Source organism: Thermoleptolyngbya oregonensis NK1-22 (genome assembly GCF_032705245.1).
GTDB lineage: Bacteria > Cyanobacteriota > Cyanobacteriia > Elainellales > Elainellaceae > Thermoleptolyngbya > Thermoleptolyngbya sichuanensis.
Map to the genome: position 1 here is coordinate 1,816,703 of NZ_CP053540.1, position 17,924 is coordinate 1,834,626.

At 55.2% G+C, this 17,924-nt stretch carries 18 protein-coding genes and 1 pseudogene; 8 read left to right on the forward strand and 11 right to left on the reverse strand.

Annotated elements, in window-relative coordinates; all coding sequences use genetic code 11:
• Nucleotides 1-78 precede the first annotated feature (78 nt).
• A complete protein-coding gene (sufU, locus tag HNI00_RS07855; protein ID WP_316792229.1) occupies nucleotides 79-573 on the forward strand; it encodes a Fe-S cluster assembly sulfur transfer protein SufU in 495 nt (164 codons plus the stop codon).
• Nucleotides 574-825: 252 nt separating this feature from the next.
• Here sufU and HNI00_RS07860 read toward each other — a convergent pair whose 3' ends face one another.
• The 5 genes from HNI00_RS07860 to HNI00_RS07880 all read right to left on the reverse strand — a co-directional run bounded on the left by HNI00_RS07860 (nucleotide 826) and on the right by HNI00_RS07880 (nucleotide 5,488).
• Entirely contained in the window at nucleotides 826-2,502 is a 1,677-nt protein-coding gene (locus HNI00_RS07860; protein WP_316792232.1) for a GUN4 domain-containing protein, read from the reverse strand.
• Between the two features lie 287 nt (nucleotides 2,503-2,789).
• Complete coding sequence (gene surE / locus HNI00_RS07865; RefSeq protein ID WP_297082538.1) at nucleotides 2,790-3,476, reverse strand: 5'/3'-nucleotidase SurE; 687 nt, start codon at nucleotides 3,474-3,476, stop codon at nucleotides 2,790-2,792.
• Nucleotides 3,477-3,500: 24 nt separating this feature from the next.
• Nucleotides 3,501-4,220: a hypothetical protein gene (locus HNI00_RS07870; protein WP_316792236.1), complete on the reverse strand. Its 720-nt coding sequence runs from the start codon at nucleotides 4,218-4,220 to the stop codon at nucleotides 3,501-3,503.
• A gap of 93 nt (nucleotides 4,221-4,313) precedes the next feature.
• Nucleotides 4,314-4,931 carry an SRPBCC family protein gene (locus HNI00_RS07875; RefSeq protein ID WP_316792238.1) on the reverse strand — a complete coding sequence of 206 codons (618 nt, stop codon included), beginning with the start codon at nucleotides 4,929-4,931 and terminating at the stop codon, nucleotides 4,314-4,316.
• 302 nt (nucleotides 4,932-5,233) lie between these two features.
• Nucleotides 5,234-5,488 (reverse strand): hypothetical protein, encoded by a 255-nt coding sequence (locus HNI00_RS07880; RefSeq protein ID WP_316792239.1) that lies wholly within the window; start codon nucleotides 5,486-5,488, stop codon nucleotides 5,234-5,236.
• A 255-nt stretch (nucleotides 5,489-5,743) separates the two neighbouring features.
• Here HNI00_RS07880 and HNI00_RS07885 point away from each other — a divergent pair, with 255 nt between their 5' ends.
• The 3 genes from HNI00_RS07885 (at nucleotide 5,744) to HNI00_RS07890 (ending at nucleotide 9,080) form a co-directional block, all read left to right on the forward strand.
• Complete coding sequence (locus HNI00_RS07885; RefSeq protein WP_255548888.1) at nucleotides 5,744-5,911, forward strand: helix-turn-helix domain-containing protein; 168 nt, start codon at nucleotides 5,744-5,746, stop codon at nucleotides 5,909-5,911.
• Nucleotides 5,912-6,201: 290 nt separating this feature from the next.
• A complete protein-coding gene (locus tag HNI00_RS22095) occupies nucleotides 6,202-6,363 on the forward strand; it encodes a helix-turn-helix domain-containing protein (RefSeq protein ID WP_420156327.1) in 162 nt (53 codons plus the stop codon).
• 545 nt (nucleotides 6,364-6,908) lie between these two features.
• Nucleotides 6,909-9,080, forward strand: a complete 2,172-nt coding sequence (locus HNI00_RS07890) for a hypothetical protein (protein WP_316792242.1) — start codon at nucleotides 6,909-6,911, stop codon at nucleotides 9,078-9,080.
• 351 nt (nucleotides 9,081-9,431) lie between these two features.
• Here the strand turns inward: HNI00_RS07890 and HNI00_RS07895 are convergent, their stop codons facing one another.
• The gene (locus tag HNI00_RS07895; protein ID WP_316792244.1) at nucleotides 9,432-9,872 is read right to left on the reverse strand and encodes a DUF1269 domain-containing protein; all 441 of its coding nucleotides are present in this window, start codon (nucleotides 9,870-9,872) and stop codon (nucleotides 9,432-9,434) included.
• Between the two features lie 189 nt (nucleotides 9,873-10,061).
• Between HNI00_RS07895 and HNI00_RS07900 the strand changes: the two genes are divergently transcribed.
• Complete coding sequence (locus tag HNI00_RS07900; protein ID WP_316792246.1) at nucleotides 10,062-10,538, forward strand: methylmalonic aciduria and homocystinuria type D protein; 477 nt, start codon at nucleotides 10,062-10,064, stop codon at nucleotides 10,536-10,538.
• Nucleotides 10,539-10,556: 18 nt separating this feature from the next.
• On the opposite strand, the gene HNI00_RS07905 is transcribed toward HNI00_RS07900, so the two are convergent.
• The 3 genes from HNI00_RS07905 to HNI00_RS07915 form a co-directional block, all read right to left on the reverse strand.
• Entirely contained in the window at nucleotides 10,557-10,934 is a 378-nt protein-coding gene (locus HNI00_RS07905; protein WP_316792248.1) for a hypothetical protein, read from the reverse strand.
• A 124-nt stretch (nucleotides 10,935-11,058) separates the two neighbouring features.
• Nucleotides 11,059-11,361: a 30S ribosomal protein S14 gene (gene rpsN / locus HNI00_RS07910; protein WP_172353256.1), complete on the reverse strand. Its 303-nt coding sequence runs from the start codon at nucleotides 11,359-11,361 to the stop codon at nucleotides 11,059-11,061.
• A gap of 103 nt (nucleotides 11,362-11,464) precedes the next feature.
• Nucleotides 11,465-11,971 carry a hypothetical protein gene (locus HNI00_RS07915; protein ID WP_316792250.1) on the reverse strand — a complete coding sequence of 169 codons (507 nt, stop codon included), beginning with the start codon at nucleotides 11,969-11,971 and terminating at the stop codon, nucleotides 11,465-11,467.
• Nucleotides 11,972-12,219: 248 nt separating this feature from the next.
• Here HNI00_RS07915 and HNI00_RS07920 point away from each other — a divergent pair, with 248 nt between their 5' ends.
• Complete coding sequence (locus tag HNI00_RS07920; protein WP_316792252.1) at nucleotides 12,220-12,903, forward strand: TraX family protein; 684 nt, start codon at nucleotides 12,220-12,222, stop codon at nucleotides 12,901-12,903.
• A 56-nt stretch (nucleotides 12,904-12,959) separates the two neighbouring features.
• Here the strand turns inward: HNI00_RS07920 and HNI00_RS07925 are convergent, their stop codons facing one another.
• Nucleotides 12,960-14,327 (reverse strand): tetratricopeptide repeat protein, encoded by a 1,368-nt coding sequence (locus HNI00_RS07925; protein ID WP_316792254.1) that lies wholly within the window; start codon nucleotides 14,325-14,327, stop codon nucleotides 12,960-12,962.
• 809 nt (nucleotides 14,328-15,136) lie between these two features.
• Between HNI00_RS07925 and HNI00_RS07930 the strand changes: the two genes are divergently transcribed.
• On the forward strand, nucleotides 15,137-15,850 hold the full coding sequence (locus HNI00_RS07930) for a MotA/TolQ/ExbB proton channel family protein (protein WP_316792256.1): 714 nt from the start codon (nucleotides 15,137-15,139) through the stop codon (nucleotides 15,848-15,850).
• 74 nt (nucleotides 15,851-15,924) lie between these two features.
• Nucleotides 15,925-16,641 (forward strand): ExbD/TolR family protein, encoded by a 717-nt coding sequence (locus HNI00_RS07935; protein WP_316792258.1) that lies wholly within the window; start codon nucleotides 15,925-15,927, stop codon nucleotides 16,639-16,641.
• 135 nt (nucleotides 16,642-16,776) lie between these two features.
• Here HNI00_RS07935 and HNI00_RS22100 read toward each other — a convergent pair.
• A pseudogene (locus tag HNI00_RS22100) lies at nucleotides 16,777-17,869 on the reverse strand (ISAs1 family transposase).
• Between the last annotated feature and the right edge of the window lie 55 nt (nucleotides 17,870-17,924).

Here is a 17,924-nt window from a genome sequence, read left to right on the forward strand (position 1 = left end):
CGCAGGGAACTTCAGGCACAGTATTGGCGCAGAATTTCGCTAGGATCGACTTGGCTGCGTATCTTTACCTAACGAACCATGTCTCTCGACAATCTGCGCGATCTCTACCAGCAGGTCATCCTAGAGCGCTACAAAAAGCCACGCCATAAGGGCAAAACCGACCCTATTGACCGCTACCAAAAGGGGCACAATCCGTCTTGCGGCGATACGATCGAACTCACGCTCCACCTGGAGGACGATCCGCAGGGTGATCCTTCGGTGAAGCGCATTTCAGACGTGAAATTTGAAGGGGAAGGCTGCGCGATTTCCATGGCCTCGGCCGATCTGATGGCCGAAGCGCTGCGCGGCAAGACCACGGACGAAGCGCTGGAGATGGTGCAAAAGTTTCAAGCCATGATGCGCGGTGAGGCCGAGTTTCCCGCCGATCTCCGCAAGCTCAACGTCATGCAGGGCGTTGCCCAGTTTCCCGTGCGGATCAAGTGCGCGAACCTCTCCTGGCATACGCTAAAAGCTGCACTGGAAGCCGCTCAGGGCGAACAGCCCGAATTTGTCAGCAACGAGGCCGAGGGCTAAGGGGAACTGATGAAGGCACGGCTAATCTTCTAGGGGGCGATCAGCGGGCGATCGCCCATCCGCCTCACCCCCTCAATGCCCAAGCTCCGCGGATTTGCTGTATTACAGCAGGCACGCCCTCATTTGTCCTGCCATCATCGAGCAAATCTGAATTATCGTCAAAACTTCCTGAAGAAGAAACCGTCCACGGTGTTGACTATCGACTCAGACTGCTAGAGGGTGCATGATACTTGGGAAACTAATTTCCTCAATTCAAAACTGACAAGCAGAAAGCTTTTGGATCAAGCTTGAAAAACCCACTCTAAACGAAGTTTTTGGAAAGTGTCCTGTTGGAAGTTCTCCTGAAGTAATTGGGCGCGAATCTGAACCCCAAATTTCATTTGAATTCCAGCCGACTTGCGTGTTAAAGGCGGATAAGATTGTATTTCGACCTAGCGTTGGCGCAAGCTTTTCTATGTCTAAAAACACTCTTTTTTGGACGCTAAACCCAAACTTGCCTTTGCTGTTCTGAACCCACAGTCGATCGATATCGCTCAAAACCTCACACGGGACTTGATTTACATCATCCGGAACCAACGAAATAAGAGACGGCTTCCCAACATTTTGTAAAATCAGATTCACTGTTTCTTGATCGGCCGCAGTCCAGTTGCCTGATCTGAGAAAACTCTCTAAAGCTTGATAACTAGAATGAGAGGGCGTGTGATTGCTAGATGGATCTCGCAAGACTGCTAGGCTTAAAAAGCCCAACCCTATCAACCCTAGACAACCTAGAGTTTTTTTGCGATTTACAGTAGAGATGCTTGTAAAAGCACGTCCAACGGATTGAATTTTTGGTGTTAGAAATCCTCTGAACCCAAAATATTTATCATGAAGCCGATCTGTCACGGCTTGGGATGCTTGCTTCCTGAATTCGGAAAGCTGTGCAGATCGACTGTCTCTCAATTCATTAAATCCCCCTACGATTTGACTCAGAGGAAGTTGCGGTAATGCGAGATTGCTGATTTTCAGACGCTTTTGTTGAATCTGATTAAGAAGATCTAATACGCTTTCGTTTTGGCCTTGTGAGGCTTCATTAGCTCGAATACAGAGTTGTTCGGCAAAATCTAGATTTCGTTTTGAGAAGGCCTCTTGAGCGTCTTCCTGAAGTTTTTTGACATCTTCTGAGCGAGCATATTTTGGGAATAAGATGAGATGGGACTTTTCCAGTGGAGCAATCTTTGTGAAAGGATTTTGTACTGGAAACTTCTTGTACCATTCACAAACAAAGGGCACACGTCTACGCAAGTGATTATTTAATCCCTCGACTGTAGCACATCTCAATTTTTCTAAATTCTCTTTTCTTGGGTTCAATGCCTCATCAATACAATATGTAAATACACCGTGCTGAAGCTCATCAACTTCCCATGAGACCTCCATTGGACTGCAAGAAGAAATTGTGATGACCCCTTGCCTCGCTTCCCGACTAATTTGGCTTACGCCCCTGTTTCCTTGGTTGCGACAGGCATCTAGAAGAAGAATTACATTATCAGCACCGGATCGGACTAATCGTTCTTGAATATAATCGACCGAAATTCCAGTTGCAGCGACGTTGCTGGGATGAGTGTCAACTAGCATTAAGTAATCTCGATTAGCATATTGCATCCCGTGACCTGCAAAAAAGAACCATAGGTTATCTCCAGTAGAGAGAAATGGCTCTTTGAACACTTCCAATAAGAATCCATGCAAGTGACCGTAGGATGGATAAGTGGGCAAGAGTTTGTATCCTACGCGCTGAGGCGGAGAATCTTCAGTGAACAGACAGATTTCATCAAATTCTAATTCTTTGAATAGATTGCACATTAACTCAGCATCTTGCTTCGCATACTTTAACGGACTCAGGAACGTGCTGTATTGGTTAATGCCAACGACAATTGCCCAGTTTCTAGCCATATCTTAAGTTCTAAGCTGCATGGTAGATGTCTATGGTCAGTATTTTTTCAAGCTTTAGCAATCGCCATTCATCTGTATATTCCTACTTGCCAGGATAAAGGAGATTTGGAGAAGATTGGCTGCATTGTACGAATTGAATAGCAGGCTTTCGCCATAGCCACCCACATTCTTGCAGGGCGCGTCTCACCCAATTGCCCACTTGTGGTGCATATCGATGCCGTGCTACGCCTTTTAGCCTGCATCCTGCCCCCAATCCAAAATCGCCAATCTAAATTTTAAAATCGCCATCATCCTTCCCACAGCCGAAGCTGCGTAATGGCGATATTGCCCGCAAAGCACACGTCCACATCTGCGCCTGTATCGCGCTGGCGCTGGTTATAGTTGCCTGCGTAAATGAACGTGTTGCCCTCTACGCGATAATCCGTCGGCAAGGGCTGCGTACAGAGCGGGCAAAATACCAGCGTGGGGTCGGGTGCGCCCGGTTCCAGGTGGGGCAGGTTCACGTTCCAAAACGTTCCGGGCAGCGTGCGAGCGTTTAGCAAGCGATCCAGCACCAGCCGCACCAGGCGTGTAGACATCTCCCAGTCGATCTCCAGCCCGCGCCGCTTGTATTGCGAAAAGGCGATGCCCGGAACGCGATGCAGCGCCGCCTCGCGCACGGCTGCCACCGTCCCCGATACGTAGATATCTGCGCCCAGGTTGCCACCCGCATTCACCCCCGATAGCACCAGCGATCCCTCTGGGCAGAGATGCCGCAGGGCAAGACGGGTGCAATCTGCGGGCGTGCCGCCGACGGCAAAGGCGTGGGGCGATCGCCTCTCCACCGAAATTGGGCGATCGCTCGTCACCTGATGGCTACAGCCTGAATAGGGCTGCTGCGGTGCGACAATTACGCACTTCTGATCCAGCGCCCGCTGCAACGCCAACAGCCCCGGTGCGTCAATCCCGTCGTCATTGGTCAACACCACCGTCATGCTTGTCTGCCCAGCCTCCAAGCCCTATCGGCCGCCAAGCCGCAGCACTTCATCGGCCACGCCCGACTCCTGAATGCAAATGGCATAAAGCTGGAGTTCATTCAGCGGCAGGCGCGATTTTGCCTGTTCGACCGACATGCCCGGAGCCGTGCAAAACTCCCGCACCACCTGGCTATATTGCTCTGGGGTGCCCAGCAGCGTGTCGAGCGTTGTGGGGTCTTGCAGGCTGGGTAATAGCCGCGTCAGGACGGCATCGGTGAGGATGTCGGTAGATGCGGTCGCCGTGGCAGGCAGCAGTTCGCTCTGGGTAATTGCAGTTTGCACGGCCTGACGCAGCACGATCCCACCCTGGGGGCTGTTCACAAACATCCGCAGCATCTCCGGAGACACGCCCGAATTGGACTGCAAAACCGCCCGAAACCCAACCAGGCTGCTGGCCGTCAGCACGTCCGACACAGTGGCGACATAGGCAGCATAGGGAACGCTGGTTGTTGACCCATCGCCACAGCGCACCGCGCCACTGCTGGTCGGCCCGGCGGCCACATCGACCTTGCCCTGCTCCAGACAGGCTCCAATGGTGGACTGGATTTCCGGCGAAAACATTTGCCCCAGGCGTTGCAAGGCGCTGCTGCGCTGGGGCGAGGGCGGATCGGCTGCAAATCCGGGTTGGAGAGCCAGACTGGGCAGCGCGAGGGCGCTCAAAACCGTCAGTGCGGGGAAAATCTTGGGAAGAGTCCAGGGCATGGTTCAGGAAGGTTGAGGGATGTCTATGAATATTGGGGTCTGTGCGGGAACGGTTCCATATCCAACTTCCCAAACGTAGCACATGGGCTAGAGCTAGGCGGCCGGGCGATCGCCCAACGCCCCGTCCCGGACATTGCCACACAGCACCCGCCGCATTTGCTGCATATTGCGCGGCAGATCGAGGCGCACGGCCTCCTGAATCAGCGGGGCCGGAATGGGGAGCGAGGGCGCGGCCTCAACGCTATAGGAAAGCAGCGTGCCAAAGCCCAGCGGCTCGATCACCAACTCCGCCAGAAAGCGCTTAAAACTGCCCCGTTCCTTCTGAAAGCGAATCTGACGGCGATCGCCCTGCATCCGCTCGATCACGTTCAAATACACCTCCACCTGCACCGACAGCATCAGAAACGTCTTGCTGGCCGCCTGAAACAGCGTTTTCCTGCGCGACTCAGCGCATTCGTGCAAGACCTGGCTCTGGGAGATGTCCGGAAAGTACTCTACCCAGCGGGGATATTGGGTCAACTGGCTCCAGGCGCAGTCGGGCGACAGGGGCAGGTGTATCTGTGCCGTCACGCCCGTCCCCCACAGGTCAATGGGATGCGGCGTAATCAAAATCTCGCCTCGCAGCAGGCGATCGCGCTCGGTCTTGGGGAGATGCCGGAAGTTGGTTGCCGCTAGCCCAGCCATCGAGTCCGAAAAGGGAAGAGTATTCAAAAGTCTGAGCCTCCTATTGAGTCTCCTTGAGTCTCCTTGAGCTTGCCATGCTGCGCCTCCTAGCCAAACTCAAAACCCATCATGGCTTGAAATCTGTTGTAGAAAGCGTTTGTAGAAAGCGTTTTTCCAGCAGGCAGCACACATCATTCACACATCATCAATAGTGTGCAATGGGGATCATCAGGATTCCAGGGGGTAAACCCTGAAGATTGCAAGAAGATTTGGGTAGGTTTTCGCCCGTTGCGGTTGCAGGGACTATTGGGCGGAGCCTGGGAGGGGCGATCGCGCTTCTCATTCCAGTCTCATTCCGGCGTGTCGCATTCCGGCTTGAAGTACCGCACCAAAATCCGAATCACCTCACCCTCCACAGGCGACGGCAGCGGCGGACTCCACTCGCCCGCTTGGGCAAAGCGCAGGACATGTAGCTCATGCACAATCCGGTTTACGCCCGCCGGAGCGCCGCAGATCAGCAGGCGAATGGGGACCCGATCCGCAGGCGCGTCGGGGATAGGCGCACGAATGAGATCGGGAACGGTGTTTTTGTTTTTCATCATCATGGTTTCTCACTAAGATTGTTTCTGCGTGTCAATTGAAATGACTAATGAAATGACAAACTGAAGGAAAAGGCAGTTCTTTTCCTCAAAGCGACGCTGGAACTCTTAAACTAAGCAATGTGACTAATCATATTGTCTAGAAAGAGGCTAGTCAAGATGCCTAAACAATTTGTTTAGCTTTCGTCCATGCCCAAAAAGCCAGGCCCCCCATCCCCTACAGAGATTTCACCCCTAAAACAACTCCGGGAAGAGTTGGGAATGAGTCAAGAAGATTTTGCTCGCGCTTTGGGCATCTCTGGACAAACCGTGAGCCGCTGGGAACTCAGGAAAAATGTCCCCACCTTTACGGTGCAGCAGATGAAGGCACTAGAGCGGTTACTCCAGACCATTGGTAAAACGATTCTGGATTTGCCAGATCAGCTTTAGAGCCGCTGGGACAGCACACCTCAGCCTCTTGGCGATCGCCCTTCAGGTTGTAGATCCGTAGGGGCGATCGCGTTTCAGGTTTGTCTGAGTGTAGAGCAAGTCTTTCAGAAAGTAAACCGCTAACGCTATAAAAATAGATTCTAAAGCCAAGAAAGCAGTGCCGGACGAAACCGAGTGATAGCATCACCGCAGACAGCGTGTGTTTGGGCAAAGCGGTAAAAGGCGTGATTCATTGGCGGTTAGCAGTCATCATGGCTGAACGGAATATCAGCAACAATGAATTGGCTGAGATGCTGGGGATGCATCCAACATCCATTTCTCGCATGAAAACTCGACGCCAGTTCACCCGCATTGACGAACCGACCCTGAACGCTCTCTGCAAAGCGCTCCAGTGTCAGCCCGGTGATCTCATGGTTTACGAACCCGACGATTCCAGACCAAACAAGTCATAGCAATGTTCGATTTGTCTCCCCTTCTCCTATAAAAGGAGAGTCCGGGAGATAAGGGCAATTTGCAAAAATGACAGACTCCTCACTCTCGATAGAAGATCTAATGCTTCTAATCCGTCTGAGAAGGAGTTAATAAATCTAGTAATTCAGGAACGTTTCGTTGAACTACTTGAAAGATAGAAAGATAGTGTCTAGGTCAATTCGGTGGGTGTATCCCACTTTTGTAACCCTCACCCTTTTCTGGTATGCCGAAGGCTTTAAGCCCTCTCCCGCTTTGGGAGAGGGACTTCCAATCCGGCTCCCCTTCTCCCAAAAAAGGGAGAAGGGGCTGGGGGATGAGGGCAAACTTGCATAACTGGGATGCGCCCGATTCGGTCATATTGGTGAACAGTCATATTGGTGAACAATAGATATCTCGGATTCCAGCGATATCACTCCAGGGAAGTATTCTGGCGCTAACCTGGTAAAAAAAATCGTTCTCAACTCCGATTTCTGTGTTAACAAGAGTAAGTCTGATTTAATGCCTCCCGCCCTGCCAGGTCAAATCGATGAGCGAGCCAAACTCTTCTCAAAACGAACAAGCCCAAAACTCGGTAAATCCGCCCTCCCCTTCAAGCTGGTTTGCGGGCTGGGCAGAGTTTTCGACGGAGCCGCCCGTAGAATCCGCACCAGAATCCGCGCCCGCAGACCCGGACGTTCCGAATCGTGTTCATCATGTTCCGAGTAATGTTCCGACTATTTCTAACCCTGAGGCAGCATCATCCCCGGTCGGGTCTTGGGAAGAGTGGCAGCCTGTGAATTTTCCAAACGCCATCAGCGCAGACGCGATCGAGCGGCAGTCTATATACGGCGAGGCGGTACAGGGCGAGGGCGCGAGTCCGCAGCCGGGTCAGCCGCAGCCGGGTCAGCCGCAGTCGGGGCGATCGCATTTTATCCAGCCCCAGCGCAATACCGAATCGCGCAATCCTAGTTCGTCCAATACTTCGCCCAATGCAGCGCCTCAATCGGGTCAATCAGTGCCGCCGACCACGCGCCGCATTGTTCCAGAGCGCCCCAGTTGGGATGTGGTGGCTCCAGCCGCCAGCGAACCGGAGGCCGCTTCTCCCAACGTTGCCGATTTGATTAGCCTGATTCAAGAACTGAACCAGTGCAACAACGCGCTGCTGGATCGCGTGTCGATGCTAGAGGATGCCCTAGAACAGCAGCAGGCTCGTGCGGCAACGGCGATCGCCGCTGACCAGGTGCAGGCCACCATTCAGCCCTTGGAGCAGCAAATTGTTCAGCTTACAGAGCAACTGGAAGCGACCCAGCAGCTTAGCCATCGACAGCAGGTGTTGGCAGAAACTGTAACCCAGGAACTAGCGCTGAGCCGAGAGCGGATTACGCAGCTTGAGCAAGAGAATCAGCTAGCCCAGCAGCGCTACGAAGAGCAGGCGCAGCGGCTGGCTCATAGCGAGGCTCTGGTACGAGATTTGCAAACGCGGCTCCAGCGGCAACAGCGCTATACGCTCCAGTTCAAGGCGGCGTTGGAGCGTTGTTTGGAGGTTCCGGCAGCCCTGCTGGATACACCCGGAGGGGCGATCGCCCAGCCCACGCCACAGCCCTGGCAGTCCCCTGCCGCCACCGAACTGCTCTCGGCTCCGTCGCTGTTGCCCAAAGCGGCGACGATCCGCCCCTGGTCAGCAGAATCCGCCGAATCAACAGTTCCCCCCAAACTGGTCGATGTATTAGCCAACCAGCCCGAAAATGCGGAGGAAACGGCGGCGTGGCTGGGTGATGTGGTTTCCGCAGATGCCCTTTTGCCCAATGCCCTTTTGTCTAACGAGGCAGAACAGGGTCGTGTGTCCCTGCCAGGTTCTAGCCTTGCTCAAGGAGGGATTGCTCAAGAAGGGACTGATCCAGACCTGATTAATGCCGAGGGGACGGAATCTGTCGCTCCTCTGGACGAAGATGGCGAGGCTGCAACGGTGACGACGAACGTCATTGCGTTTCAATTTGGAGCAGGAGCAAGCCACTCCACGCCAGCGGCGGCCGGTGCATCGCCATCGCTAGACCCCACGAACGCGGCTGCTTCGGAACTGAACCCACAAGCCAGTGCGGAACTGCGGGCGGCTGAACTTTCGTCTGCTGAACTTTTGGCCGCGGACAATGTGCGCTCTCTGTTCCGAGAGTTCACCGACCTGGTAAACGAAGTCGGCAGCGCTCCCAGCACTGACCCAAATGCAGAAACGAGCCTCTGGCAAGACCTGGCAAAGCTGGTAGAAGTCTCTGCCGAAGACTTGGTGCAGGCGGGGCTGATCGACCAGTTGGCGGCGCTTTCGACTGAGGCGATCGCCCCCGATGGCGAAATCCATCCCACGCAGCCAGCAGGCAACCCCTCCCCAAACACGCCATCCCCCGCGCTGCATGGTGCTGAGGAATCCCAACTCCAGCCCCCGTCGGACAATTCGGTATCTCGATCTGCTGCTTCGGCACCGATTCCTCCCATGCCGCCCCGACCGGTGCCCGTGCAGCCCAAATTGCTGACCATGCCGTTTGAAACCCATCGCTGGGCTGCTACGGCAGCAGAGTCTGCGGCTCCGGCTCGCTTGGATCGCAGTAATCCTGAAGCGACAAATCCCGAAGCCGCAGCGAACCTTGCGCCCGTGGTTTACCCCACGCGCCCGTCCAAGAAGCTGTCGTCCCTGGCCGCCATTGACCTGCCCAACTTCCCCAAGTAGCCTCTATTTTAGATTTTGGGATTTTGGATTTTGGATTGGCGATGTTGGATGGTTCGTCAAGCGTTTGTGCGGCTTCTAGGGATAGAGATCAAAGAGAGTTTCTCAGGCTAACCCCTGTTTGGGCACTGACATGCTTGAGATAGCCAACTTACTGCCCTCATCCCCCAACCCCTTCTTCCAAGCGGGGAGAAGGGGAGCCAACTTACTGCCCTCATCCCCCAACCCCTTCTTCCAAGCGGGGAGAAGGGGAGCCAGACATAGGTTTGAAGTCCCTCTCCCGCTCTAGGAGAGAGCTTAAAGCCTTCGGCATACCAGAAAAGGGTGAGGGCTGAAATTGCTGCGTGAAGTATATTAGTGCCCCTGCTTGAGGGCTTCGCGTTTGGCATCCGGCAGCGGCGTTCTGATAACGATGGGGCTGAGCGCAAACAGTTCTTCGACGACACGCTCTACGGCTTCGGCGTGAACCAGCACCAGCAGCGCAGACGAATTGGGTTGGAGTGCCTCTTCAACCTGGATGAGGAAATCGGGGTTAAAGATTTCCTGGGCGATCGCCAGCGAGCGATGAAACACCACTGCACTCAGGATGCCGCCCCACAGGTCGTTGCTCAGTTCGCCCACAGGCTCCAGCAGGTCGTGGTAGGCTTTGACCCGGATTTTTCCCTGTGCATTTTTGGTTACGACCACCGCATCTTCAAAATCTGCCAGATGGGACTGCTCGCGCCCCAGCAGATCTAGCAGCGCATGGTCGGCTGCCAGCTTTTGGTCAAACACCACGACAATTAATTCGCTCATAAGTTAGTAGTTCACTTGTAGCTTGGTAGCTTGGTAGCTTGTTCTCTCGCCGTTAAGGACGCTCAGCCCGTGCCTTTGGGGGACCCGTGCAATAGGGTGAGTGATTCGCCTAAAATGGCGTAGCCCAGCGTTCTGAATCCTAACGGGTTTGTCTGACCCTTTTGGTAAAGACGGGTTTAAGAAAGTCTTGTGCAGTATTCCATCCATCCGCCCAGCGACTATATTTTGCAGCACCAGTCGCGGCTGCTTCCTGCCTGGCCGCAGGCGATTGCGTCGGTGCTAGTGATGCTGCAACCCAGCCAGTTTGCGCTGCCAGAGCGGACGCTCGACACAGAGCAAGAAAAGGAAAAGCTGCGATCGCACTTCCTGAACCAAGGGAGGGCGATCGCCCTAGCACTCCAGCAGCAGGGACATCTGGCAGACCTCTTCGACCCGCGCACGGGCTGGCCGATTCTCTCTGCCAGGGGCACACTGCCGCTGGACGACGTGGCCGTAGCGCGGGCGGCCCTGGGCTACTCGACGGATCGCTGCGGCAACTGTCGCGTGATTTTGCATCCCCACCTGGGGACAGCAGTTTACCCCTCTACGCTGGTGTCGTCGGCTCCGGTAGAGGCGCTAGGGGCGATCGCCCAGCAGGTCTTGGGAATTGCGGCTCCACAGTGCTAGCACGAGGGGGACTCGCAGCTAGGGAGAGCTAGGGAGATTGTTTTGCGCTGCCAATTCGGCAGGAGTTGAGGATTTTAACTTTCGCGAATACCACCACTCGCGCTGCTCCGGCGACAGCTTAAGCCAGTACAAGGTCACCACAAACGGTTCATTGGCGTGTTCCTGACCCAGGATTTCCACCACGTAGGAGGGTGAAGAGCGGGCCCCCACGTCGGGCACTAGCCGCCGACCAATGCGCCGCCAGCTTGGCTCTTTGCCGCGCCACTCTAGCCGACAGCAGGGATAGGGCAACTCTTCCCGGTCAAACAGGCGACAGCAGGGCCCCAGAATGCGATAGGTATAGCAACAGCCCGGACTCGAAAAGACTTGTCCGGGCTGGAGTGGATGCTGATTCAAGACTTGTGCGACGAAATCTTAGTGCCGTGTAACCTGACGGCGATGAGCCGCCAGCTATTAAGCCAAACAGTTCAGCAAAACAGTCAAGCTAGAAAGAGGTGTCCGGGAAATATTCCCAAACGCCCTACCAGCTAGACTTCACCACGCCAGGGAGCAAACCCTGGTGCGCCATTTCTCGAATGACGTGACGCGACAAGCCAAAGTCACGGTAGTAGCCCCGAGGCCGCCCGGTCATCCAGCAGCGGTTGCGCTGGCGGGTGGGGGCGCTGTTGCGGGGAAGCTGCTGGATCTTCCGGTGAATTTCGAGCTTTTCTTGCTGCGATTCAGCCTTTGAAAATTCTTCCAAAAGGGCTTCCCGCTTAGCAGCATACTTTGCCGCTAGCTTTTCACGCCTTTTCTCACGCTCGATCATGCTCTTCTTAGCCATGAATACTCACATTCACCTTTTGATTTAGACAGCGTTCTCTATTGTAACAGCTTAAATCCCAGTCCTGCCAGAAAAATTTGAAGCAGCAAGCGATTCTGATGCCCTACTCTTCGGTAGAGGCGATCGCCGCAGGTGGTTTACTTTCGGCAGGGGCGACACTCTCGGCTGAAACCACAACAGGCGACGGAGCAACCACCGAGGGCGCACTAGGCTCAGCAGCAGGCGGGCTAGGCGGCGCTACAGGTTCGGGCGGCTTTTCTGCTAAACCCAACTGCTTGCGGGCTGCGGCAACCACTGAATCCAGCGTCGATTTGCCTGAATCCAGCAGTTTTTTGCCTGTCTCAGGGGTCAAAAGCTGCTCTGGCGAGGGTTTTTCGGCAGCGGTTAGGTCGTTCACCCAGGCGCGGGTTTTGCGACCGGCCGCGATGGAATTCTCCCAAAACCAATCAATGCCGACTAGCGCTAGGCACAACACTAGCCAAAGAAAATTCCCAGTTTCCCTTAAAATTTTCCAGGAAACCTCTAGGGCTTCCCGATAGGTTTTTGCAGTGCTGGGTTCCGTAATCAAAGTCCAGAGTTTGTTAGCCTGATCAGAAAGTTGTTTGCTCATGATTCTCTAGGGGCGCATTAAGGGCGCATTGTCAAACCAGAAGGGGTCAAACCAGAAGGGTGCGTTCAGGTCAAAATCGGATCGAACTTAGGGTCTCCCCTAACTTAGGGTTTATAGGGTTTCACTATCGCTCCTCAAGTCCACGTATACACTAGCAGCCTTGTTTGAGGTTGCCTAGTAGCGAAACCCCTAATTTCCTAGCCAGACTTTCAGATTGGAAACTCTCAGGTAAATCTAGATTTAGCACTGTGTCTTCAGACCTTTCGGTACGTTTTGCAACGCTGACCAATTACCAGATCAAGCTGCTGGCGGCGGGGCTGATGGTGATTGATCACGTCGGTTACGTCTTTTTGCGCGAGACAGACTGGGCCATGCTCTGCTATGGCTTGGGGCGGCTTAGTTTTCCGCTGTTTGCGTGGCTGCTGGTGCAGGGCGAGGCCCACACGCAAAATTTTCGCCGATATGCGCTGCGGCTGCTGGGGATGGCAATCCTGTCGCAGCCGATTTATCAACTCACCTTTGGGATCGCGCTATTTGAGGATTTCAATATTTTATTTACGCTGCTGCTGGGCTTGCTGTGTTTGCGGGCGGCGCGGCAGTGGCCTCGCTGGGCAGTGCTGATCTGGCTGGTGGGGGCGATCGCCGCTGAGTTGGCGAACTTTAACTACGATGCCTATGGCATTGCCCTGATTGCGCTGATCGGCAACTACAAGCCAACGCTGCTGTGGTGGACGGTGTGGTGCATTTTCACCGCCCTGACGGCGGTGGTCATGTCGGGAAATCTCCAGTTTCTTGCGGGGTTTGCTGCCCTGATCTTCGCCTGTGCTAACCACGAGCGCGGCCCCAAGGCGCGATGGTTTTACTGGTTTTATCCCGCCCATATTGGGCTGATTGGGCTAGCTGCTTTTGGACTGAACCGTCCAGCAGGCTAGCCCCCAGCCCATTTCCATCAGCACTGGGGAGCCATTGCCTCCACCCCAGACCCAGATCATTGGAGGGCTGACATTTCGGCGATCGCATTTCGGTAGCCCTCGGCGCGGCTCTGCTGGCGATATAGCTCGGCAGACTGGCGCAGGTCGGCCAGCGCCCCAGCGCGATCGCCCAGCCGCCGTTTGGCAATCCCCCGGTGATAGAAACTGTCGGCATCTTGCGGGTTGAGCCGGGTTGCCTGGTTGAGGTCGTTGAGGGCACTGCGGGCATCGCCCAGCCGCAGCCGCACTGCGCCGCGTTTGCCATAGGCCTGGGCGTTGTTGGGTTCGAGGGCGATCGCCTGGGTCAAGTCTTGGGCGGCCCCTGCAAAATCGCTCTGGGCCAGACGGGCCTCGGCGCGGGCCATCATCAGGCTGGCACTGTTGGGCTGGCGCTCGATGGCGCGGGTATAGTCGGCGATCGCCCGCTGCGGTTCGCCCATCTGCATCAGCACGTCGGCGCGGGCTTTGTAGGCGGGGGCATAGTCTGGCGAGAGCGACACGGCCTGGTTGAGGTCGCTCATGGCTCCGTCCAGGTTGCCCCCTGCGGCCCGCAGCACGCCCCGGTTCATATAGGCGGCTGTATAGCCCGGATCAAGCCGAATCGCCTGGTTAAAGTCGGACAGGGCAGCCCGGCGATCGCCCAGGGTTCCCGCCGCATAGCCCCGGTTGAAATAGGCCACGGCGGAGGTATTGTCTTTGGCGACGGCCTCGTTAAAGTCCCGCAGGGCCGCTTCTAGGTCGCCTTGGGCAAAGCGGGAACTGCCCCGGTTGAGGTAGGCATCGGCATAGTTCGAGCGCTGGCGGATTGCCTGGTCATAGTCGGCGATCGCGGCATCGTGGTTGCCCTGTCTTGCCCGCACCACGCCGCGATTCAGGTAGGCTTCGGGATAATTTGCCTGGAGCGCGATGGCCTGATTCAAGGCGGCGATCGCCCCGTCGAGGTCGCCCGTTGCCGCCCGGGCCCGCCCCTGGAAGAGATATACCTCAGCCCGGTTTGGCGTAAGCTGGGCTGCCTGGTTAAAGTCGCTGAGGGCGGCGCTGGCATTGCCGACGCTGTAGTATGCCACGCCGCGATTGAAATAGACATCGGCGTAGGTGGGGTTGAGTTGTAGAGCGGTGGTGTAGTCGGCGATCGCCGGTTCAAACTGACCCAACCCAGCGTAGGCCGCGCCCCGCATGGCGTAGATGGCGGCGCTGCTGGGACTAAAGCTGAGGGCCTGGGTAAAGTCGGCAATGCTGCCGCTGTAGTCGCGATTGTTAAGCTTGGCAACGCCGCTGTCGTAAGCTCGCTGCGCCGCCTGGGGCACGGGTTGGGCGATCGCCCCCGCCAGTCCCAGTCCGCCCAGCCACAGCACCGCCAGCCCTGCAACCAGAGAACCGCGCACCGCTGACCACTGGGTGGAAGGGCAACTTCGACGGGGCGATCGCGTCAAAGCTGGTTGGAAGAATCGAGGCTGAGACGGGAGAGGTTGGGACGGTAGATGAGCAGGATAAAGTCGTTGCGCTCGATGCATCGCGGTTTTCCCCATGATGTTTCCCATGATTCAGTAGTGGCGAGTTCAGTTCAGGAGCGAGTCCAGTGAGCAAATTACCGCTTCTAGTCTGGCAATTGTCAAGCAGAAGCAGAAATGGTCTGCTAGGAACAGTCAGGCAGAAATGGTCAGGCGGGAGTTTTCAGACAGAAATGGTCAGACAGAAATGGTCAGACAGAAATGATCAGACAGAAATGATCAGACAGAAATGGTTAGACAGAAGTGATCGAATTCAGTCAGGCTGCACCCATACCCCAAGTTTTCTGCCCAAAGCCTTCTGCCCAAAGCCTTCTGCCCAAAGCCTTCTGCCCAAAGTTTTCTGCCCAAAGCCTTCTGCCCAAAGTTTTCTCCAGAGTGCCCAGCTTTGCCCAAAATCTTAAAGGGTCGTCTAACCCAGAACTCAAGCCCCTTGTGTTACGTCTTGCTGCCAGGAGGGGGCAAAAGGGAGCGGTCGAGAGCCATCTTTAAAGGATGCCAGACTGAGAAAATCTTTGGAAAATCAAGCCCTTCGGCGCTTTTCATCGACTCTCTTGAGACCGGATTGGGAAAGGTTGCTAAAAATTCTCTAAAATTGAGACGGCCTGGAGCGGATACCGGATTTTAAGCCAGAACCCCTCCCGATTCGCGTACCCACCAGTCATGGATGGAGGACAAAAAATACTGTGAATATTGGTGAGCTTTTTTCTAAGGGCGGCTTTGTGATGTGGCCGCTGCTGCTGCTCTCGATCCTGTCGCTAACGGTGGTGATCGAGCGCGTCCTCTTTTGGTGGAAAATTTTGACCCGTGAACGAGAAACTGCCGGACGGGTGCTAGAAGCAGCCCAGCGCGACTGGCGATCGGCGGGAGATTTAGCCCGCAGCGCTACCGATCAGCCGATTGGGCGTTTTTTGAATGCGGGTCTGGAGCTAAAAGACCAGGAGCCGGACGTGGTGCAGTTGGCGATGGAAGCCAGCGCCCAGGAAGAACTCGCCGCCATGCACAAGGGCGACAAGATTTTGGAAGCCGTGATTGCGATCGCCCCGCTGCTGGGCCTGCTGGGAACGGTGCTGGGGCTGATCAACTCCCTCGGCTCGATTCGGCTGGGCGATCTGGGCACGACGGCGACAGAAAACGTGACGCTGGGCATTTCTGAAGCGCTGATTACCACTGCCACGGGGCTGATTATCGCGATTCTGTCGCTGGCTTTCTATCGCGTGTTTCAAGGGCTGATTGCTCAACAGGCCAAGATTTTCCAAAAAGCGGGCAACGAGCTAGAACTGCTCTATCGCAAAACCTGGAGCAGTCAGGATACCGGACGCATCGCCAAACGAACCAATTCCAGCGCGATCGCCCCAGACCCTTCGGGCACCAGCGCCGAAGCCGCAGAGCCGTCCTGAGGGGTTTAGCCCGCCCGCTTCAGCACAGGGGCCGTCTCACCCCATCTCCCTAACGTTTCTCCAAACCGCTGGCTATGAAAATCCTCAACCCCGGATCGCAGCAAGACGATGTGCGGATCGAGCTAATTCCGCTGATCGACGTAATCTTTTGTATCCTCACTTTCTTTATCTTGGCGGCGGTGTCGCTGACGCGCCAGTTTGCGATTAACACCGATTTGCCCAGGGCTTCTACGGGTGTCGCCCAGATGCGACAAACCAAAATTGTGACGATCGATCCAGTCGGCACGCTGTACTGGGATGAAGACCCGGTGGACGAGTCGCGCTTGGTGCAGTTGGTGCAGCAGTTTCAGCAAGAGTCGCCCGATGGAACGATCGTGCTGAATGCGCCGCCCTACGCCAGCTACGACAGCGTGGTGCGGGTGCTGGACTTGCTGCGGGCCGTGGGGGGCGATCGCGTGGCGCTGGCCGTCACGCCCAGTACCCAAGAGCCAACCGACCAGTTTGCACCGGGTCAACCCGGCTTTTCAACGCCCGGTGGAGCGCCAGGGTTGAATAATCCTGGTTTGAATAATCCTGGTTTGAATAATCCTGGTTTGAATAATCCTGGTCTGGGAAATCCAGGAACGCCACTCGATCCCTTTGGCTTGCCGACTGTGCCGGGTGATCCGCTGGGAACGCCTGCTGCACCGCTGCCCCGCACCAATGGCGGCAGTTCTGCCCAACCGGGTGGCGCTGGCGCAGGTCAGACCACTCCTCGCACTCCGACGCTACCGCCTGCGGGTCAGCCCTAGATTTAGCCCTAGACACTTTAGAGGGTATTTGAAAAGGTGTCGCCTGTAATGTTAAGCACTCAGAGATCCCCCCTGCCCCCCTTAAAAAGGGGGAAAGCGCCTTAAAGTCCCCCTTTTTAAGGTAGGGCTGATTCTCTAGATAAAAGAAATCAGAGTCGGCAAATCATGCTGGAACAAGCGAATGGCTTTTGTAATGGAGGAATAGCCAGCTTTACGAAACAAAGAAATTGCCCAGGAGCGCAACAGTGCCATCAGCGTTGCAGGGTTAGCAGCGTGAATCCGGGAAGCATCTTCACCCTGCACGACATCTTTAACCCAATGTAATTTGTTTTCTGTTGTGCCCCGATGGGCTTGAATCATCCCACTCAGCTGTTGGGCGTCTATGACTTGAGAGATGATAAACCAGGACTGTCGCTTAAAAGGCTGTCGCTGACGGACTCCCGAACGCTCAACGCAGACAAATGCCGCTAACGCTTGCCAATCTTGGGATAGCTCTGGGGGAGCAGCAAAGACTCGAACCCGACGAGTCACAACCCGACCATGAGAGGTATCGAGGAACTCGTGAGAACTCAGAGGAACTTGAGTTTGAGCGCACTGCTGTGCCTGCTCCAGCAACTTGCGTTGATTGGCTTTGAGTCCAATGCAGTAATGATTGCCAACGTCGATAATCTCACAAACCGTTTTTTTGGGTGTGCAACGCATCCAAGGTCACCCACACGCCTTTGACATCAAGCTGTTGCAGCAACTGTCTAACGCTTACAATCTCACTGCTTTCGCCATTGTGGAAGCTCACTTGCCCAATCACCACATCCCACCGTTGCACACAGGCACTCACGACGGTGACAAAATCTTGCTGCTTGCCATAGCAGTCCTTCAGGGTACTAGCTAACGCTTTGCCATCCAGCGATATCACCTCCCCTGGTTCTGTCGGCAATGCTTGGTTCGCCCATCGCATGAATATTTCAGCAACCTTGAGGGCATCCACATGCAGGGTCATATCCCGCAAGGTGGAGTAACTGGGGAGTTTCGCTTTCGCTAAGTCGAATAATTCAGCGACTTCCTGTTGGTGACGCTTCATGAAGTCTTCTAGCCCTCTAAGGCTGCTATACCCGCTCATGACACCCAACAAGCTCATCAACAGCATCAACCACAGGGGATATTGGACTTTCCGTCCCCGCCGCCAATCTGGAATCGTTTCTAATTGTTCAATTAATGCTTCTACTCCCATCTCGTTTGTCTTGATCTCATCTCTTCCAATCTGTATTCTTCCGGCTAGAGAATCA